At 62.2% G+C, this 17,049-nt stretch carries 19 protein-coding genes and 2 tRNA genes; 5 read left to right on the top strand and 16 right to left on the bottom strand.

Features of this window, described 5'->3' with window-relative positions; translation table 11 throughout:
* Positions 1-141 precede the first annotated feature (141 nt).
* The 4 genes from GJR96_RS03945 to GJR96_RS03930 all read right to left on the bottom strand — a co-directional run bounded on the left by GJR96_RS03945 (position 142) and on the right by GJR96_RS03930 (position 4,669).
* Positions 142-214, bottom strand: a tRNA-Pro gene (locus GJR96_RS03945).
* A gap of 49 nt (positions 215-263) precedes the next feature.
* On the bottom strand, positions 264-2,120 hold the full coding sequence (locus tag GJR96_RS03940; protein ID WP_151161737.1) for an SLC13 family permease: 1,857 nt from the start codon (positions 2,118-2,120) through the stop codon (positions 264-266).
* 50 nt (positions 2,121-2,170) lie between these two features.
* The gene (locus tag GJR96_RS03935) at positions 2,171-4,225 is read right to left on the bottom strand and encodes a DEAD/DEAH box helicase (RefSeq protein ID WP_151161736.1); all 2,055 of its coding nucleotides are present in this window, start codon (positions 4,223-4,225) and stop codon (positions 2,171-2,173) included.
* 60 nt (positions 4,226-4,285) lie between these two features.
* Positions 4,286-4,669: a cupin domain-containing protein gene (locus GJR96_RS03930; protein WP_151161735.1), complete on the bottom strand. Its 384-nt coding sequence runs from the start codon at positions 4,667-4,669 to the stop codon at positions 4,286-4,288.
* A gap of 87 nt (positions 4,670-4,756) precedes the next feature.
* Between GJR96_RS03930 and GJR96_RS03925 the strand changes: the two genes are divergently transcribed.
* On the top strand, positions 4,757-5,929 hold the full coding sequence (locus GJR96_RS03925) for a M50 family metallopeptidase (RefSeq protein ID WP_151161734.1): 1,173 nt from the start codon (positions 4,757-4,759) through the stop codon (positions 5,927-5,929).
* On the opposite strand, the gene GJR96_RS03920 is transcribed toward GJR96_RS03925, so the two are convergent.
* The 4 genes from GJR96_RS03920 to GJR96_RS03905 all read right to left on the bottom strand — a co-directional run bounded on the left by GJR96_RS03920 (position 5,926) and on the right by GJR96_RS03905 (position 8,615).
* Positions 5,926-6,690, bottom strand: a complete 765-nt coding sequence (locus GJR96_RS03920) for a competence/damage-inducible protein A (RefSeq protein ID WP_151161733.1) — start codon at positions 6,688-6,690, stop codon at positions 5,926-5,928. The genes GJR96_RS03925 and GJR96_RS03920 overlap by 4 nt on opposite strands.
* 342 nt (positions 6,691-7,032) lie before the next feature.
* A complete protein-coding gene (locus GJR96_RS03915) occupies positions 7,033-7,407 on the bottom strand; it encodes a hypothetical protein (protein ID WP_151161732.1) in 375 nt (124 codons plus the stop codon).
* Positions 7,408-7,801: 394 nt separating this feature from the next.
* Positions 7,802-7,874 (bottom strand) — tRNA-His (locus GJR96_RS03910).
* A gap of 96 nt (positions 7,875-7,970) precedes the next feature.
* Complete coding sequence (locus tag GJR96_RS03905; RefSeq protein WP_151161731.1) at positions 7,971-8,615, bottom strand: NADPH-dependent F420 reductase; 645 nt, start codon at positions 8,613-8,615, stop codon at positions 7,971-7,973.
* Positions 8,616-8,710: 95 nt separating this feature from the next.
* Here GJR96_RS03905 and GJR96_RS03900 point away from each other — a divergent pair, with 95 nt between their 5' ends.
* Positions 8,711-9,172 (top strand): DUF5814 domain-containing protein, encoded by a 462-nt coding sequence (locus GJR96_RS03900; protein ID WP_151161730.1) that lies wholly within the window; start codon positions 8,711-8,713, stop codon positions 9,170-9,172.
* A gap of 36 nt (positions 9,173-9,208) precedes the next feature.
* On the opposite strand, the gene GJR96_RS03895 is transcribed toward GJR96_RS03900, so the two are convergent.
* From GJR96_RS03895 to GJR96_RS03885, 3 genes are all read right to left on the bottom strand, one after another.
* On the bottom strand, positions 9,209-9,631 hold the full coding sequence (locus GJR96_RS03895) for a ribbon-helix-helix protein, CopG family (RefSeq protein ID WP_151161729.1): 423 nt from the start codon (positions 9,629-9,631) through the stop codon (positions 9,209-9,211).
* Positions 9,632-9,783: 152 nt separating this feature from the next.
* Positions 9,784-10,374: an RPA family protein gene (locus GJR96_RS03890; protein WP_151161728.1), complete on the bottom strand. Its 591-nt coding sequence runs from the start codon at positions 10,372-10,374 to the stop codon at positions 9,784-9,786.
* Positions 10,375-11,310: a replication factor A gene (locus tag GJR96_RS03885; RefSeq protein WP_151161727.1), complete on the bottom strand. Its 936-nt coding sequence runs from the start codon at positions 11,308-11,310 to the stop codon at positions 10,375-10,377.
* A 170-nt stretch (positions 11,311-11,480) separates the two neighbouring features.
* Here GJR96_RS03885 and GJR96_RS03880 point away from each other — a divergent pair, with 170 nt between their 5' ends.
* A complete protein-coding gene (locus GJR96_RS03880) occupies positions 11,481-11,765 on the top strand; it encodes a DUF7091 family protein (protein WP_058571374.1) in 285 nt (94 codons plus the stop codon).
* Between the two features lie 48 nt (positions 11,766-11,813).
* Positions 11,814-12,818 (top strand): mannose-1-phosphate guanylyltransferase, encoded by a 1,005-nt coding sequence (locus GJR96_RS03875; RefSeq protein ID WP_151161726.1) that lies wholly within the window; start codon positions 11,814-11,816, stop codon positions 12,816-12,818.
* On the opposite strand, the gene GJR96_RS03870 is transcribed toward GJR96_RS03875, so the two are convergent.
* From GJR96_RS03870 to GJR96_RS03860, 3 genes are all read right to left on the bottom strand, one after another.
* Positions 12,819-13,604, bottom strand: a complete 786-nt coding sequence (locus tag GJR96_RS03870; protein ID WP_151161725.1) for an SDR family oxidoreductase — start codon at positions 13,602-13,604, stop codon at positions 12,819-12,821.
* A 93-nt stretch (positions 13,605-13,697) separates the two neighbouring features.
* On the bottom strand, positions 13,698-14,192 hold the full coding sequence (locus GJR96_RS03865; protein ID WP_151161724.1) for a Tfx family DNA-binding protein: 495 nt from the start codon (positions 14,190-14,192) through the stop codon (positions 13,698-13,700).
* A gap of 76 nt (positions 14,193-14,268) precedes the next feature.
* Entirely contained in the window at positions 14,269-14,736 is a 468-nt protein-coding gene (locus GJR96_RS03860; protein WP_151161723.1) for a TRAM domain-containing protein, read from the bottom strand.
* Positions 14,737-14,826: 90 nt separating this feature from the next.
* Between GJR96_RS03860 and GJR96_RS03855 the strand changes: the two genes are divergently transcribed.
* The gene (locus GJR96_RS03855; RefSeq protein WP_151161722.1) at positions 14,827-15,495 is read left to right on the top strand and encodes a hypothetical protein; all 669 of its coding nucleotides are present in this window, start codon (positions 14,827-14,829) and stop codon (positions 15,493-15,495) included.
* A 149-nt stretch (positions 15,496-15,644) separates the two neighbouring features.
* Here the strand turns inward: GJR96_RS03855 and GJR96_RS18595 are convergent, their stop codons facing one another.
* Entirely contained in the window at positions 15,645-15,851 is a 207-nt protein-coding gene (locus tag GJR96_RS18595; RefSeq protein WP_449271777.1) for a DUF7534 family protein, read from the bottom strand.
* 171 nt (positions 15,852-16,022) lie between these two features.
* Positions 16,023-17,018, bottom strand: coding sequence for a radical SAM protein (locus GJR96_RS03850; RefSeq protein ID WP_151161721.1), 996 nt, complete (start codon positions 17,016-17,018; stop codon positions 16,023-16,025).
* Between the last annotated feature and the right edge of the window lie 31 nt (positions 17,019-17,049).

The following is a 17,049-nucleotide window of genomic DNA, read 5'->3' as shown; positions in this document are numbered from 1 at the left end:
TACTCACCTTCTCTTCTGTCCACGGATAACACCTCCGGACGACGGCGCAGGTGGGATTCGGGTTCTGACCGCCATCACACCAGGTACTTGGTGTGCCTCGCACACGCTACGCGGTGCTCGAATGTCACGTTCGCGTCAAAATGGGACCGCCCGGATTTGAACCGGGGTCACGGGCACCCAAGGCCCGAAGTATACCAGGCTAACCCACGGTCCCGCATATACTTCTCTTCTCGTCGTAGTGTAAAGGGTTTCGTTCCTACTCGTCAGGTGAGGGGGAAGAAGTACGCCACTCCGATGGTCGTCACGATGCCGAGGACCAGTTGTAGCGGGCCACCGACGCGCATGTAGTCTGTGAACTTGTACCCGCCGGGACCGTACACGAACAGATTCGTCTGGTAGCCAACCGGCGTCATGAACGCCGTCGACGCCGCGAACATGACCGCGAGGACGAACGAGAACGGACGTGCGCCCAACGTCGCCGCCGCTTCGATAGCGACGGGTATCATGAGGACGACGCTCGCGTTGTTCGAGATGACGTTCGTCAACAACGCCGTCACGAAGTAGAACACGCCGAGGACGGCGACGAGCGGGAGGAATTCGCCGCTCATCACGACCATCTCGGCGAGGAGTTCGGCGGCACCTGAATTCTCCATCGCGATGCCGAGCGGAATGACTCCCGCGAGGAGGAAGATGACGTCCCACTGGACGGCGTCGTACAGTTCGGGCGGACGGAGGCACTTCGTCGCAACCATCGCGAGCGACCCGAGCAAGGCCGACACGACGATTGGAATGAAGTCGAGTGCCGCCAACGCGACGACGCCCGCGACGATACCGACGGCGACCGGAATCTTGGACTCGCGGTAGTCGTGACGCTCGATTTCTTGGGCGACGATGAAGTCACGGTTGGTGTCGAGGCGCTCGATACTCTCTGTCGTCGCCTGTACGAGCAACGTGTCACCGACGCGGAGTGGGAGGTTGTCCATCCGGCGTCGGATGAGTTCGCCCCCACGCCGGAGGGCGAGGACAGTCGCGTCGTATCGCTGGCGGAAACTCGCCGTCGCCAGCGACTCGCCGACGAGCGACGACCCCGGTGCGATGACCACTTCGACGAGGTTCTGCCCTCTGTCGGCGATTTCGAGTTCGTCTTCGGTGACCGTTGCCCCGACGAGGTCGAGGCCCTCCACGTCGAGGAGTTCGACGAGCGTGTTGCGGTCAGTCCTGACTGTGAACACGTCGCCAGTCTGTATCTCCTTCGGCCCGAGGGGTTCGAGGAAGACGCTGTCGCCGCGAATCAGTTGGAGGAGGTCCACGTCGAACTCCGTCTCGACGAGGGCTTTCTGGACCTGCTGGCCGATGAGTGGGGAGTCGTCGCGGACGACCACTTCGGTGAGGTACTCGGCCAACTCGAACTCTTCGGTCAGGTCGAGGCGCGGTTCGATGCGCGCCGGCGTGAGTCGTCGGCCGATTGTGAGGAGGTAAATCGTCCCGACGACCATGACGAGGGCACCGAGCGTCGTGAACTCGAACATCGAGAAGGGCGCTTCGCCGGTGATACGCGAGTACACGTCGCTGGCGAGGATGTTGGTCGACGTTCCGATGAGCGTCAGCATGCCGCCGAACATCGAGGCGTACGAGAGCGGTAAGAGGAGTTTCGACGGCGACGTTCGCCCGCGCTCTGCGAGGTCGGTTACCATCGGCAGTAAGATGGCGACGGCGGCGGTGTTGTTGATGAACCCAGAGATGGGACCGACGACGCCGATAGTCGCCCCCAGTTGCTTCAACTCGCTCTCGCCGGTGACCGCCGAAATCTTCGCGCCGAGTATCTGAATGACGCCGGTTCGTTGGACACCCTCGCTCAGAATGAACATCGCGAGGACCGTCAGCGTCGCCGTGTTCGCGAATCCCGAGAGCGCGTCACTCGGATACGACTCGAAGAGGACGATAGGTGTCCCGAGCAGACCGACACCTACCAGTGCCTCCGAGACGGGCTGAATCAGCATCAACGTCACCATGATTCCGATTGCCGTCACGTCGACCGGAACCGGTTCGGTCGCAAAGAACGCCAACGCGACGAGGATGACGGCGAAGACGACGAGCATGGCCGGCGTTATCGCTACCACGGAGTCACGGACGCGCCGGCACCCGAAAAGCGTGCGGGATTCGGAAGTCGCTACCGGCCTTCCTCGGCGAGTTCGAGGTCGGCGACGATGTCGTACGGCGAGAGACCGTTCCGGATACCGTCGAGGATGCGGAACGCTTCACTCGGCGAGAGGAACTGCCGGGTGACGGCGAGGCCGAGCGGTGTCGGGTCGAGGCCGTCGATGAAGCCCCATTCGAGCAACTTACCCACCGCGTGGGTCGTCGGAAGTTCTCCCAGCATCCGGTCGTTGAGCGACTTCGCCTTCTTCCCGGCGACGACGATGTTGGCCAGCGTCTCTTCGACGGCGGCGGACTCGTCGTAGACGGTTCGAACCGCTTCCATCTCGCCTTTCAGGAGTTTGAACGCGACTTCGTCTTCGGTCATCTCCATCGAGTTGTGGTACGAGGCGTCGGGTTCGACCAGCAGGTAGACGGTCCCTCTGTCGTGGTAGTCGGGTCGCCCCGCCCGCCCGAGCATCTGGCTGAACTCCTGTACGGAGAGCCATTCGATACCCATCGCCAGCGTGTCGAAGATGACCTGCGACGCCGGGAAGTCGACACCGGCGGCGAGTGCGGCGGTGGTCACGACGGCGGCGAGGTCCTGATTGGCGAACTGGCGTTCGACCCGCTTTCGGCGCTTGTAGTCTAACCCGGCGTGGTACGGCGCGGCGTTGTACTCCAGTTTCCGCGAAATCTCGTGACACCGTCGCCGCGAGTTGGTGAAGATAATCGTCTGCCCCCGGTAGCCTTTCGAGGACTTCGTGTCGAACGCCCGCTTGACGAGACGGTTCTCGATGCGGGGTTTCTCCTGCCCCGTGGCGAAGGTGACGTGTCGCTCGATAGGGACTGGTCGGTCTTCGTACTCGACGAGGTTGGCACGGAGGTTCTGGGCCAACCACTTCGGGTTGCCGACGGTCGCAGAGAGGTAAATCCACTGCGCGCCGTCGTAGTTGTCGCGGCGGGTTGCTCGCTTCTCGCAGTAGTACTTCAACCGCGAAATCATCCCGTCGAGGCGGTGCCCGCGTTCTTCTTCTTTCAGCGTGTGGACCTCGTCGATGACGACAGTGCCGATGTCGCCGAGGTCCTTGCCCGTCCGGAGGGCGTGGTCGATACCCTCGTAGGTACCGACGATGACGTCGGCGTTCGGGTCGAAGCGGTTTCCGTCGTCGTTGATTCGACTCGCGCCGACGCGGATGGTGACCTTTCCGAGGTGGCCGTACCGCTCTTTGAAGTCCTCGTGTTTCTGGTTGGCGAGGGCGACGAGGGGGACCAAAAAGAGCATCTTCCCCTTGTCCTTCAACATGCGGTCGATTCCGGCGAGTTCGCCGATGAGGGTCTTCCCCGTCGCGGTGGCGCTGACGACCAGTTGGTCGTCGCCGTCGAGGACACCGTTTCGCACGGCGAGACTCTGGACGGGGAGTAACGTCTCGAATCGGTCCGTGAGCATCGACTTCAGATTGGGATGCACGTCGAGGTCGGCGGTGTCGACGAGGTCCACGTCTTCGGTCGTCGCGCTGATGGTGTCGAACTTCGTCAGGTCGGGGTCCAACTCGCCCTGTAAGAGGTTCGTGATTCGGGTCAGGTCCTGCGTCTCGTAGAGGAGTTCTTCGAGGCGTTCTTGGGCCGCTTTCGTGAGGCCGCCGGCGAACGAGAGTTCCTGTTCGAGTTCGCGGACGGCGCAGTCGCGGCAGACGTACTCGTGTTCGGCTTTGATGGCCGTCTCGTCCGTGATTGGGGAGTAGCGACCGTTCGCCGAACACCGGCGGCAGGTTCGGACGACGAGCGCTTCGAGTTGGTAGCCACCGAGCATCTCCTTGAGTTCCTCGCGCCCATCGTTCGAGGTCTGTTGGGAGATGCGAATCCGCGAGGCCGACCGGGCGAGTTCGACGAACTGACTCGGGTCTCGTGGCGTCTCCTCGCCCTTGCGGATGACGAGGAATCGCAACGGGCGGGGCCCCGCGTTCGTCTCTTTCAGTTCGAGTTTACCGCGGAGCACCCGCTTTCCATCCCGCTGGACGACCACGAGGTAGTCGTCGTCCATCTGGTGGAGAAAGAGCGTGTCGACGCGGGTGACCTGTTTAGACACGATGCCTGCTACGGTGAGGTGGTATTTCAGGGATTCGCCTGCGAGTCGCGCCTGTGGCGTCTACTCGTCGTCGACGACCTGAATCGTGTCGTCACCGTTCGGGACTGCACAGAGGAACGCCCCTTCCTCGTCGGACTCGTTTCGGTACCAGTGGACGACGCCGGCGGGGATGAATATGGAGTCGCCCGCTTCGACTTCGTGCTCTTCGTCTTCGATACCGACGACGTAGCGCCCGGAGAGGACGTGTTGTTCGTGTTCGACTTCGTTCGTGTGTTTCGGCACGGACGCGCCGGCGTCGAGGACGAATCGTCGAATGGCGAAGTTCGGCGCGCCGTCGGCGTCCGAGACGAGGACGCCTTTCGACATCCCCTCGGCGGCACCCACTGCCTCGTAGTCGATATCGCCGCCGCGCTTGACGACTGGGTTCGGTCGGGTATCACTCATGTCTCTCCGTGCATCGCCGGTCCGCGTAAACCTTGCCCCCTTCCCGCTGGCCTGACTACTTAAGCCCCCTGCGTGACTAGTACCGGTATGCGAGGAATCCGCGTCGGTAGCGCATTCGGCATCCCGATTAGATTGGACCTCACGTTCCTACTCATTCTCCCGCTCTTTGCGTGGCTTATCGGGTCTGACGTCGGCAACCTATCGCTCCTCATCAACGACCTCTTCGGCACGTCTATCGACGGTGCTGCCCTCTCAGACGGGTCCCTCCAGTGGATTCTCGGCAGTGCCGCCGCAATCGGCCTGTTCGCTGGTGTCCTCCTCCACGAGTTCGGGCACTCGCTCGTCGCCATGCGATACGGCTACGAAATCGAGTCGATTACCCTGTGGCTCTTCGGGGGTGTCGCCCGATTCAAGGAGATTCCGGAAGACTGGAAACAGGAGTTCACCATCGCCGTCGCTGGGCCACTCGTCTCGGTCGCCATCGGCATCGTCGCGTACGCCGTTTTTGTCGCACTTCCCGAGTCGCAGGCACCGCTGAAGTTCGTCACCGGCTATCTCGCACTGATGAACGTCTCGCTCGCGGTGTTCAACATGCTTCCGGGCTTCCCGATGGACGGTGGGCGCGTCCTCCGTGCCCTCCTCGCCCGGAATCGCCCGCACGCGAAGGCCACCCAGATGGCCGCGGAAGTCGGGAAGGTGTTCGCCTTCCTGCTCGGTATCTTCGGCCTGTTCTTCAACCTCTTCTTGGTCGCACTCGCGTTCTTCATCTACATGGGCGCGTCCGGAGAGGCCCAACAGACCGTCCTCAAAGCGACGTTCCAGGACGTCGTCGTCAACGACATCATGACCGCCCGCGAGAACCTCGACGTCGTCGACGAGAAGACGAGCGTCGCGGAACTCCTCGAACGGATGTTCGTCGAACGGCACACCGGGTACCCAGTCCTCAGAAACGGTGCCCTCGTCGGGATGGTCACACTAGACGACGCTCGCGGCGTTAGAGAAGTCGAACGCGACGCCTACCGCGTCGAAGACATCATGAGCGACGACCTCGCGACTATCGACCCCTCCGCAGACGCGATGGACGCCATCGCCCTCATGCAGGAACGCAGCGTCGGCCGACTGCCGGTCGTCGACGAGCAGGGCGAACTCGTCGGACTCGTCTCGCGGTCGGACCTCGTGACTGCGTTCAACATCATCCGCAGTCGTGGGTCGCTCGATGCGATGCCACGAAGCGAAGGCGGCCTTGCGCAACTCCGTTAATCCGACTCTTCTCGGGTCGCTTCTTCGACCTCCGCTACTGTCTCGTACAAGTCGACCGTCGCGTGTTCCCAGACCCACGCCACGGCGTCGTCGAGGACGACGGGGTCGAACCCAGAGAGTTTGATGCGCGTCGGCCCGCCGCGGTTCGGATAGCTTCCGACTTCGACGCCGAACTGCTCGACGACCTGTCCGAGTTCGCGGGCGACTGCTCCCTCCGGTGCATCGGCGTAGAACTCTCGAGACTCTCTGTCGCCGGCGAATCGTTCGGCAATCGAGTCGAACATCGGCTTCATCTCGTCGGGGATGCCCGGCAGGACGTACACGTTCCCTGCTCGGCACCCCGGCGCGAGTCCCTCGTCGTTCGGGAGCACTTCGGCCCCGTCGGGCATCGAGGCGTACCACGCCACGTCGAGGTCGAAGTCGATGTCTGGCCGGCGTTCGAGGATGGCCGTGATGGTCGTTTCGACCTGTTCGGCCGCCTCGTCGACGACGACGAACTCGCGGTCTAACCCTGCCGCGACGGCCTCCATCGTGATGTCGTCGGGCGTCCCGCCGAGGCCACCGGTGACGATGACCGCGTCGAATGCAGTGCTCCACTCGGCGACCACGTCTGCGATGACCTCGTGGTCGTCCGGAACCGTCTGGATTCGCGCCACCGTCGCGCCACCCTCGGTGAGTCGCCGGGCTAACCACGTCGCGTTCGTGTTCTCGATATCGCCGGCGAGCAGTTCGTTACCCACGGTGAGGATGGCGACGCGCATACCGGTGTTGTAGGGTCGCTGTGAGAAAGACGTACTCGTTTTTCGTCGGTCTCCCGACGACTTCGCTCCGTTCTCCGGGTGGGTTCACAACGGTTATGTCCAACCGAGTGCTATGTTACCGTGCCACGGAGGTGGTGACACAGAAATGTCCACACGAGTCGTCTGCCGCGACGCGGGGGTACAACTGTGAGTTCTCGGTCGCATCCGAGGACGACGAACATGTCGTGTTCGTCCGAACACACGCGGCAGAGACGCACGATACCGACCCTGCCTCGGTAACTAACTGAGGCGTGCAGTCACGGTCTGACTGCGAATTTTTTGGCGGCCTGTCTCTGTCTGCTCTCAGTATATCTGCCGAATAGTCGTCTCGTTGACGAAGTATTTTGACTCTGTCAAATGGTTTACTCTAACCCCATCGCTCGTGCGCGAGTATCCCTGCTCCACCTCGACGTACACACCATTCTCCGCTCGATTCGTGACCTGTGTAGTCGGACGCCCCACGTCGTACTCGTCGTCGTCGATGTTGTCTCGTATCTGTGCTTCGTGATACGTTGTCGCTCGCTCGATTGCCTCCTCGTCGCTTATCGGTGCCGCTGGTGTTGGAGTCGCTGTCGCGGACGTCGTCGTCTGCGTCTGCTCGGCCGTGGGCGGGACACCGAGACACCCGGTAGAGAGCAGTACGACCGCGAGAACGAGAACCCGTGTAACCGATTTCACACGTTCATGTCAAACTAACTGTGTATGTGTTTTGTGGGTCTGGGCAGGTCAGGTGCGAGAAGAAGGTCTAGGTGCGAGAATTGAACTTTGGTCGCTCACTAGCGTTCGCTCCTTGATTCAATTCTCTTTGTTGGACTTCGCACATTCTCAGACGGGTATCGCGGTGCTCACTGGCGTGAGCACACGCTCGAAGGGTGAGAATGTGAAGAAGGTCTAGGTGCGAGAATTGAATGCCGTGAGGTGGCGCCTCACGTACTCACGCTCGCTTCGCTCGCGTGAACCTCGTTCGCAACAAGTTGCTCACTGGTTCAATTTCGCAGTCATACCTCACACCAAATTTCAGTGTGGTTCGCACACGCTACGCGGTGCTCACTGACTGAAATTTGTAGAAGAGGTCCAGGTGCGAGAATTGAACCCGCGTCTCAGCCTCCACAAGGCTGAAGGATAGTCCACTACCCCAACCCGGACACGCTGCAACCATCTGTAATCCGCTACGACTAAAATACGTTACGCTACGGCGTCGGGGTGACAGTCGCTCACAGTGCCTGCCCAGCCAACACCACTTACTGCACCGCTTTGAACGCGTGCTTCCACGTCCCCAGATTCGACCCGACGCGGACCCACAGGGGGACGAGCGCCTCCAGATACCGCGCAGACGTGATATCACCAACGTCCATCACACCCGGCCACCCGAGTTCGACGAGGATGGCCTCCGTCTGCGCTTTGGCGTCGTCGTCGTCGCCGCAGATGAACATCGGCGGCGTTCCCTCCTCGAACTCGGGGTCCACCATCTGAATGTTCGAGACAGTGTTGAAGCACTTCACCACAGACGCGCCCGGGAGCTTCTCCTGTATTCGTTCACCGAGGGAGTCGGTTCCGCCGAAGGAGAGGTGTGCAACACCCTCGGAGAAGTCCAGCGGGTTCGTCGCGTCGAGGACGAGTTTCCCCGCGAAGGTGTCTGTGCCAGCCATGTCGACGACTGCTTCTGCGGCGTCGCCGAGGACGGCCAGAATGACCACATCACCGTGGGCCGCGGCCTCTGCGAACGTCCCGACGGCGATGCCCTCCTCGGACGGCCCCAGTTCCGCACGAAGTTCGTCCGGACTTCGGGTGCCGAGTGTCACGTCCCACCCGTGACGAGCGAACCCCCGTCCGAGCGCTCGTCCCACGTCTCCGCTGCCGAGAATACCGATGCGACTCGGTTCCATCCTCGATGGTACGCACCCGACAGAAATATAGCCGCCTCTCGGGGGCGACGAGAGCGGGAATCTTTTGCTCGTCAGATTCGTAGGAACGCCCACGCGTGGCTATCACGGACAAAATCTATCTCAAAAACCACCGCCAAATCGTCTCGCAACTGGATGCCAACATCCCCAAGCGCGTCTTCAGCGGGGCGACGCTCGAAGTCCTCTACTCCGGTGAGGGCCTCTCGAAAGTCAACGGTGCGACTCGTGACCGCCTCCTCGACTTCGCCGAGGACTTCCTCGACTGCGAGAACTCAGACGACATCTACACCGGGTACCCCGAACGGCAGTTCATCACGTATCTCCTCGAACTCCGGGCGCAGGGACTCGGCCCCGACGCCATCGTCGACGTGATGAGCGACGAATACATGGTCTACGCCTACCCCGGCGACGTGCTGTCGTTCCTCGACGACGCGGTTCGGACGCTCGAATCGGTCGAAGCACTCGCCGACGTGGAAGGCGACAGAGAGATGCTGGACGAAGCGCGGCAGGCGAAAAAAGACCTCGTCGGCCCACGCTGAGGCCAGCGTCTGTTTCGTCGTCGCGCAGGCCGTCAGCTATCCAAGTCGAAACGAGTGTTCTTCGCCCGGCGCGTCGAGGTCCTCCAGTTGGATGACCTCCTCGACGTCGTCGTGGTCACGTTCGAGTTGCTCGCGCAGGTAGTTCACGTAGCCCTTGTGTTCTTCGAGTTGCTCGCGGAGGTGTTCGGCCTCCAGTTCGAGTCGCTCGTGTTCGCGGATGAAACTCTTCGGCACTTCGACCGTCGGCGGGAACGACTCTTCGTCGTTCTCTCCTTCGCGGAGTTTCTCCAGTTCGTGTTTCGGGACGACCTGCACCTGACCGTCGTGGGCAACTAACGTGTCCACGTAGTCGCGGAAGACGGCGGACAGGGAGATGTCCCGCTCTTCGGCAATCTCCCGAAGTGTCTCGAACGCGTCTTCGTTGACGCGGAACGAGATGGTCTTATTCTTGTTGCCCATGATACTCGTCGCTCCGTAGGCCGGGCACTTAAGATTTCGTCAGACGGGGGATCTCGGCGTGGTCGTCCGCGTAAAATGGGGCGTGTGACGGTGGAATGGGCCGTCAGTGTGGTTGATTCGTTACCTGAAGTCGTCGCTTCGGTGAAGGCGAGTTACGTGCTCAGTTCGTCGGCCTGTTCGAGGCTTTCGAGCGCGGCGATGGCGGCGTCTTTGTAGGTATCGACCGGCAGGTCGTAGTTCTCGCGCGCCATCAGCGCGTACTCGTTGCCTTCGTCGTCGAACGCGTCGATTCGGTCGAGCGTCCGCGACGCAGTCTCGGTCACCCAGCGGTCGCGCGTCGCCGCGTCGACTTCGGTGATGGACTCGGGGCGGACGGAGACGTTGATGTTCCCGTCGTCCGTCTCGTAGGTCCGCGGTTTACCGACGACGGCGACGTACGCGGGCGCTTCGAGGTCACGCAGTGCGCTCGCCGCCTCGGGTTGATACTGCCCGGCGTAGACGAAGAACGTCCCCGTCGGGTCGACGATGCGGCCGCGCCAGTACTCGTTGTCTTCGCCGACGTCCTCTTTCTCGGTGAGGGTACCGACGAGGAAGATACGGTTTGCGCTCTCGCCCGTCGGGAGCAGCAAGTAGACGGGTGCGCGCTCGTCTTCGGACTCTTTGAACGTGTAGCCGGCGTCGTTGAACTCTTCTGCGAAGACGCGTCGGGCGACCTCTCGGGTGGGGATTTCGTTGGAACTCATTTACATCGACCTCGCTTTGACGAGCAGTTCTTCAGCATCCGTCGGGTCACGCAGGCGCTCGACTTCGTTGGCGAGCACGTACCGCCCGAGCGTCGGGCCGGTGACGCGGTAGTAGTACCCGACCAGGTCGCCGCGCATCTCCTCTTCGACGATGGTGGTGTCGAGGGCGTCCATGGCCATTTGCTTCGCTTCGTCCAGCTCGATGCCGGTCAGTTCCTCGGTCATCTCGCGGTTGAAGATGACTTCGTGGACCTCGTTGCCGTCGTCGAGGACGGCCTTGATGCGGAGGTCGAATTCACCTTCGACGTTGCCGTGTTCGGAACAGCGTCCGTTCTGCAGGACGCGCGTACAGCCTTCTTCGGGGCAGCGTTTGATGAGGCCGCTCCCGGACTGGATGTCCACGAGTGCGCCCTCGACGCTCGTCGAGTCGTCGCCGACTTCGATGTCTTCGTCGAGTTCCGTGATGCTCGTCGTGCGGTTGAGTTTCACGGAGAAGTTGCCCTGGTACTCGTCGGTGACGACGTTCCCGAGTGCGTACGACGTCCCCTCTTCGAGTTCGGGGAGTTCGGACGTGGTGAACGAGACGAATTTCATCCGGCCGGATTCGTCGCCGAGCAGGCCGACCTGTGCGATGGTGTCGCTCCGGGGTTCCCAGAGGTCGACGACCTTCGCGCGCACGTCGACCCACTGCTCGTCTTCGTCGATGTCGTTGAGCAGGGTCTGTTCGTTGCCGCCGGCACCGCCGCCGAGTTCGTCGCGGTCGATACCCGCTTCGTCGAGGTAACTGTTGACGACGCTCCGGCGAGCCTCGTCGACCGGGACACGATACTCACTGACGAGGCTCTCGAGTCGTTCTTCGACCTCGTCTGCGGACACGTCTAGGTGGTCCGAGAACTGTTCAGCTATCTCCGCTGCGTGGGTTCGCAAATCAGTCATGGTCTTCCTCGCCTCCACCTTGGTTTCCATTGGGAGGCATACGGAGCTTGGATGCGTATTCATATAAAAATGTCTGAGGCGGAGTGAAAGTGAACGTCGACCGGTCGAGCGCGCGTGTCGCCCCTCAAAAGAGCGAGGAATTGATAGCCTCGGGGCACACATCACTGTGTATGGACGACCGCCTCGAGAGCATCATCCGAAGCGCTGCCCGAACTGCTGGCAAGCGTTACGAGGAGGTCAAACGCGCCTACCGTGAGGGCCACTCGTCGTCCGACGCGTTCGAGTCCCTTCCGCACGACGCAGAGGGACGGGCGAAAATCGTCTGCCGTCGGCATGTCGAACGACGCGCCGTCGCTATCGACGCCAAAGGCCGCCCCGCCTGTTTCGACCCCGACCACCCGGACTGTCAGGGGTGCGTCGAGGACATTCGCGAGGGCATCGTCGAGACGTGGTGACTGGCCAACTGTCTGTAGAATTTTCACCCTGTAGCGTGACCCTCGGGCATGGACCGCCCAATCGTCGCCCTCGTCCTCGCCGGTGGAACCGGCACGCGCCTCTTTCCCGCGAGCAGAAGCACCCGACCCAAGCAGTTCCTCTCGCTCGACGGCGACCAATCGCTTCTCTCCGAGACTGTCGCCCGCGCCGACTTCGCCGACCACGTCGTCGTCTCGACGCGCCCGGCCTTCGCGGACCAGATAACCGACCACGCACCTGACGCCGACGTCGTCGTCGAACCCGCGGCGAAAGACACCGGCCCGGCACTCGTCTACGCGACCCACCGAATCGCAGACCTGTACGACAACCCGGTCGTGGTCGTCCTCCCGAGCGACCACCACGTCGGTGAGGGGTTCTCCGAGTCGATGGCCCGCGGTGCCCGCGTCGCCGCCGATACAGACTCCCTCGTCGCGTTCGGCGTCGACCCGACGCGCCCGGATACTGGCTACGGATACATCGAACCCGGCACGGACCGCGGGGACTATCGTGACCTCGTCGCCTTCCACGAGAAACCGGATGCAGAGACGGCCACAACGTACGTCGAAGACGGCTACCTCTGGAATGCCGGCATGTTCGCGTGGACGCCTGACGCCCTCTTTTCGGCCGCGCGTGCCTCGTCCCTCGAACCGTTAGTCGATGCGCTCGACGACGGCGACGCTGACGCCGGATTCGAGGCCGTCGAGGCGGTCAGCATCGACTACGCAGTGATGGAACGCGCCACCGACGCGGCGGTCGTTCCGGTCCACTTCGAGTGGGACGACTTGGGGTCGTGGGACGCACTCGCTCGCATTCTCACCGCCGACGAAGACGGAAACGTCGCACTCGGAGACGACCCGACGTTCGTCGACGCCGCCGACAACGTCGTCGCCACCGACGGCGCGAACGTCTCACTCGTCGGCGTCTCGGACCTCGCGGTGGTCTCGTGGGACGACACCGTCCTCGTCGTTCCGAAAGCCGAGGCACAGCGTGTCCGCGAGGTCGTCGCGCAGCTGAAAGAAGCAGGCCGATTCTAATCAGGCGCTTCGGAGTCGCCCGCCGTCGACTGGCACGCACGCACCGGTGACGAAACTCGCCCGGTCGCTGGCGAGGAATGCGACCACGTCACCGAGTTCACGTGGGTCGCCGACGCGGCCCAGTGGAATCCCGTCGGACCACGACTTGAGGCCTTCTTCGTAGGTGTCGTGGTCGCCGCGTTCGACGGCCGCTTCGACCAGTTCCTCGATGCGACTCGTCTCGTGTGCGCCGGGGAGGACCGCGTTCACGCGGACACTGGGCGCGAGTTCCCGCGAGAGCGACTTTACGAGGCCGATGACACCGCGTCGAACCGCGTTCGAGAGGATGAGGTCGTCGATGACTTCTCTGACAGTCGTCGAGGTGATGCAGGTGATAGTGCCGGCGTCGCTCGCTTCGAGGTGCGGACGGGCAGACTTGATCGTCCAGACGGCACTCATCACGAGCATGTCGAACGCACCGTACCACTCTTTCTCGGTCAAATCGGTGAATCCGCCCGGTGGGACACCGCCGGCAGACGTAACGACGTGGTCGACGCCGCCGAATTCCTCGACGGCCGCCTCCACGAGTGCGTCTATCTCTTTCTTACTCGTGATGTCTGTCTCGACGCCCACCACGTCGCCGTCGAGGTCACGCAGTGCTGCTTCGGTCTCCGCGAGACGCTCCGAGTCGCGTCCGCAGACGACGACGTTCGCCCCTTCGGACGCGAGTGCTTCGGCACTCGCGCGCCCGAGACCGGCCGAACTCGCCGTCACAATCGCCGTGTCACCGTCGATTCCGAGGTCCATGTGGGACGCGACGCCCGCCGCGAGCAAAAACGTACGGTGGGCGGGTGGGCAGGTGGTTCGAGGGTACCTCGCCTCCCGCGCCCACGACAGTCGTCAGACCCCGTCTGCGTGCCGACGGACACGAACCCGTCCGTCACTCGTGACGCCGACGAAGAGCGGTTCTTTGATTTCCCGGCCTTTCACGGCCTCACCGGCGGCGTCAGAGACGATTTTCATCAGGTCGGGGGCTGTCTGGTTGACCTTGACACCTGCCTCGTCGCAGGCGTCGTAGACCTGCTTCGGAACGTCGTAGAGGTCGCTCCCGGCGGGCACTTCGATGCGGACGGGGGCGGTGAGTGCGTCCACGAACGTAACCGTCTCGTGGGCCTTCTCGACGTTGGCGCGGGCGCTCGCTTCGACGCTGGAGACGTTCGCACGCGAGGTTCCGAGGTGGTCGGCGATGGTCGACTGGCGCACTCCCTGCTCGCGGAGTGCGAGGACTTCGGCCTGACGGCGGGTGAGAACGCTCCGCTCGGGGTCGAACCCTGCCGCGTCGAGCAGTTCGTCTACGTCGGGGACCGTCTCGTCGTCGTGTCCAGCGTCGCTCATACCACGGGATATGCTTCCGGGGTGAAAAAAGATACAGCAGGCTGACTGTCCATTGGGCCGCGGCAGCGAGGTACCGCTACTCGCCCCAGAAGTTGTCTCTGCTCCCAAGTGCTTCGGGTCGCTTGGGTTTCGAGCGCTTCTTCGACTCTGTTGGATCAGCGGGGCTTTCCTCGCTGGTCTCGCCCTCCGCTTCGTCCGCGTCGGGGTCGAGCGGAAGCCTCTCGACGATTTTCTTCGCGCGAGCGTGACTTCCTTTGACCTGGTCGATTCGGACGATTGCCCGCGCCTCCGGCAGCAGGCCGTCGACGAAGACGATGAACCCGTCTTCGGTTCGCCCGACACCAGCACCGCTCTCGTGGATGTCCTCCACGGTGACGACGACTTCCTCGCCCGGTTTGACGGGTTGTTGCTTCAGTTCGTAGATGGGCCGCTCGTAGTGGTCACACCACTCTGCACCGCCACGGTCGCCGTAGTATTGGCACCCCATCCCGGCGATTCGTTCCGAGAAACTGGGGCACTCGTCCGCGAGTGGACAGTCCGACATGGGCGGAGGTACACGAGGGGTAGTCTAAACGCTTGCGGGTAGGCCGTCACCCGTCGAAACGCTTTCTGCCGCCCACCCGAACCCCGAACCATGGCCGAACGTGTCCCCGAGTTCGCACTCCTCATCGGCGTCTTCCTCGGACTCTCTGCGACTGTCTCCGCCGCAGTTCTGACCGGTGCCTTGTTCCGCCCGCTCTTGTTCGGTGTCGTCGTCTGCTACCCGTTCGTCGCGTTCGGTATCGTTCGGTCGGACGGCCCGACAGAGGCGCTCCCACCGAGGGTCATCCTCGGCATCGGCGTCGCACTCGGCGTGGTTACCATGGGTGCTGCCCTCCTCGAACGCCCGTCTGTCGGTCTCGTTCCAGCACTACTGGCGGCGACTGTGGTCGTGTTGCCGCCGGCCGCCTACGCCACTCGATTCGGTGCCGGCGTGAACCCGCTGTCACCGATGCAGACCCTCGTCGCTGCTGTTGCTGTCGGCGCGACGTTCCTCGCGTTCGCACCACTGCTCGAAACACTCAGTGCGGTTCTCGGTCTCGTGATTGGTCTCTCGGGGGCGCTCTACGCCGACGCTCGTGGCTTCCGTCCGACGTACCGACAGCAACGCATCGGCATCGTCGCCGGCGTCCTCCTCGGTCTCTCAGTCGCGGTGTTCGGCCTCGCGATGCGATTGCCGCTCGATGCGACGACAGCGGCCGCTGCGTCGCTCGTGGTGGCACCGAGTCTGTTCGTCGCGCTCACGCGAGGGCGACGGAGATAGACGAGAAGAAACGAGAGGGGAGGCACTCTGTTGAATCCCTCAGACCTTGAGAGGAAGTGCGTGACACAGACAGAGGCTGTATTCGGCAAATCCCTGCTGTTGTATTCAAGCTGGTTCGGCTTACTCCCCCGAGATTGAGTGTGGGAAATTCACCAAACCACACGTGTTGCCAGTCGCTCGTACCCGCCTCGGTAACTCAGGTAGTACGCAACCGGAAGAGTCACAATCATCACTGGGCCGATGAAGAGCAACTGCGAGAACGGGTCAGGCGGGATGAACAGTCCGTCTATCAATTGTGCAAAGAAAAGGACACCCAGAACGGTCGTCACAAAACGAGCAAATGACGATTCAAGCATATTACATTTGTACTGGGCATCCGATTATCAACCTACCTGCAACGAACAATTCAGCAGTTCGTTTTGTAATCAGTCTCCCCTAACCGACTCGCGCCCTGTATTCAGCACGACTCTAACGAACTATCACTGACTGAGGATTTCAACAGAGCTAGGGGAAGGAAACGACAGCCTCTACGCCAGTGGCGTTCGTTCGACCACTGTTCCGTCGTACGTCGGGTACTGCTCGACGATTTCGCCGTCGTCGACGTCACCGTCTTCTATCATCTCTTCGAGCAACCACCACGCGACTTCGACGTGGTTCGACTTGATGGTGTAGAACTCGTCGGGGACGCCGAGTTCGATGAAGCGTTCGGCCGGGGTGTAGGTCTTTCCGTAGACGAGTGTCCCGTCGTCGGTCACCTCGTCGAACGGTCGGCTCAGGTTCTGTGCCATCCGCTTCAGGCGGTTGCGGTGCTGGGCGGCGTCTTTGAAGACAGACGTACAGAAGTAGACCCGCTCGTGGTCGCCCATCTCGTCGAGGATAGCCTGCTTCGAGCCGTCGACGGCCGACATGTGGCCTTCTTGGAGTTCGTAGCCCTTCTGTTGCATCCGGCGGTAGTTCCCGTCGGACATCTCGAACTCGTTGATGTTGCAGAACTCCGCGGCACCCTCGTCGAGGAATTCGAGGAACTCCGGTTCGGCACGGATGCCCGGAATCTCGAACGCCGGCGTGAGACCCTCTTCGCGGGCGATGTAGAGGATGTCTTCCCACTCGGTGCCGTGCATGTCGCCCCACAGTTCGAGCGGCGGGTGGAAGCGAATCTCGTCGAGGCCCGCTTCGGCGAGGCGGCGCATGTTCTCGCGCCCGCCCGTGATACCCGTATAGAGGTGGATGTGGTGGTCCTCGCCGAACTCGTCTTTGAGAAGCGAGATGTAGTGACAGGTCTTGTCGAGCGCCTCTTGGGGTTCGCCGCCGGTGATGGACGACCCGAGGGCGTCCATCCGCGTTGCTTCCTCGATGACGTCCTCGTCGGACTCGACGAGTCGCTCGTTCGCGTACACGTCGGTCACGTTCTTGCGGTTCTCGCCGAGTGGGCAGTAGAAACAATCACGCTGGTCGCAGTACCCGTAGACGAACAGCACCATCTTTCCGCCCATGGCGCACTGTTCGCAACCCTTCGAGATCATTCAGTTGTAGGCGTATACTTGGTGCATCGTC

Origin of the sequence: Haloferax litoreum, from assembly GCF_009674605.1 — an archaeon.
Classification (GTDB): domain Archaea; phylum Halobacteriota; class Halobacteria; order Halobacteriales; family Haloferacaceae; genus Haloferax; species Haloferax litoreum.
This window is presented reverse-complemented; position numbering and strand designations above follow the sequence as displayed.

Bases quoted from the DNA above. Each gene is read 5' to 3' on its own strand.
- GJR96_RS03930 (WP_151161735.1), bottom strand. From the start codon at position 4,669: ATGAGTGATACCCGACCGAACCCAGTCGTCAAGCGCGGCGGCGATATC.
- GJR96_RS03925 (WP_151161734.1), top strand. From the start codon at position 4,757: ATGCGAGGAATCCGCGTCGGTAGCGCATTCGGCATCCCGATTAGATTG.
- GJR96_RS03920 (WP_151161733.1), bottom strand. From the start codon at position 6,690: ATGCGCGTCGCCATCCTCACCGTGGGTAACGAACTGCTCGCCGGCGAT.
- GJR96_RS03905 (WP_151161731.1), bottom strand. From the start codon at position 8,615: ATGGAACCGAGTCGCATCGGTATTCTCGGCAGCGGAGACGTGGGACGA.
- GJR96_RS03895 (WP_151161729.1), bottom strand. From the start codon at position 9,631: ATGGGCAACAAGAATAAGACCATCTCGTTCCGCGTCAACGAAGACGCG.
- GJR96_RS03890 (WP_151161728.1), bottom strand. From the start codon at position 10,374: ATGAGTTCCAACGAAATCCCCACCCGAGAGGTCGCCCGACGCGTCTTC.
- GJR96_RS03885 (WP_151161727.1), bottom strand. From the start codon at position 11,310: ATGACTGATTTGCGAACCCACGCAGCGGAGATAGCTGAACAGTTCTCG.
- GJR96_RS03880 (WP_058571374.1), top strand. From the start codon at position 11,481: ATGGACGACCGCCTCGAGAGCATCATCCGAAGCGCTGCCCGAACTGCT.
- GJR96_RS03875 (WP_151161726.1), top strand. From the start codon at position 11,814: ATGGACCGCCCAATCGTCGCCCTCGTCCTCGCCGGTGGAACCGGCACG.
- GJR96_RS03870 (WP_151161725.1), bottom strand. From the start codon at position 13,604: ATGGACCTCGGAATCGACGGTGACACGGCGATTGTGACGGCGAGTTCG.
- GJR96_RS03865 (WP_151161724.1), bottom strand. From the start codon at position 14,192: ATGAGCGACGCTGGACACGACGACGAGACGGTCCCCGACGTAGACGAA.
- GJR96_RS03860 (WP_151161723.1), bottom strand. From the start codon at position 14,736: ATGTCGGACTGTCCACTCGCGGACGAGTGCCCCAGTTTCTCGGAACGA.
- GJR96_RS03855 (WP_151161722.1), top strand. From the start codon at position 14,827: ATGGCCGAACGTGTCCCCGAGTTCGCACTCCTCATCGGCGTCTTCCTC.
- GJR96_RS18595 (WP_449271777.1), bottom strand. From the start codon at position 15,851: ATGCTTGAATCGTCATTTGCTCGTTTTGTGACGACCGTTCTGGGTGTC.
- GJR96_RS03850 (WP_151161721.1), bottom strand. From the start codon at position 17,018: ATGATCTCGAAGGGTTGCGAACAGTGCGCCATGGGCGGAAAGATGGTG.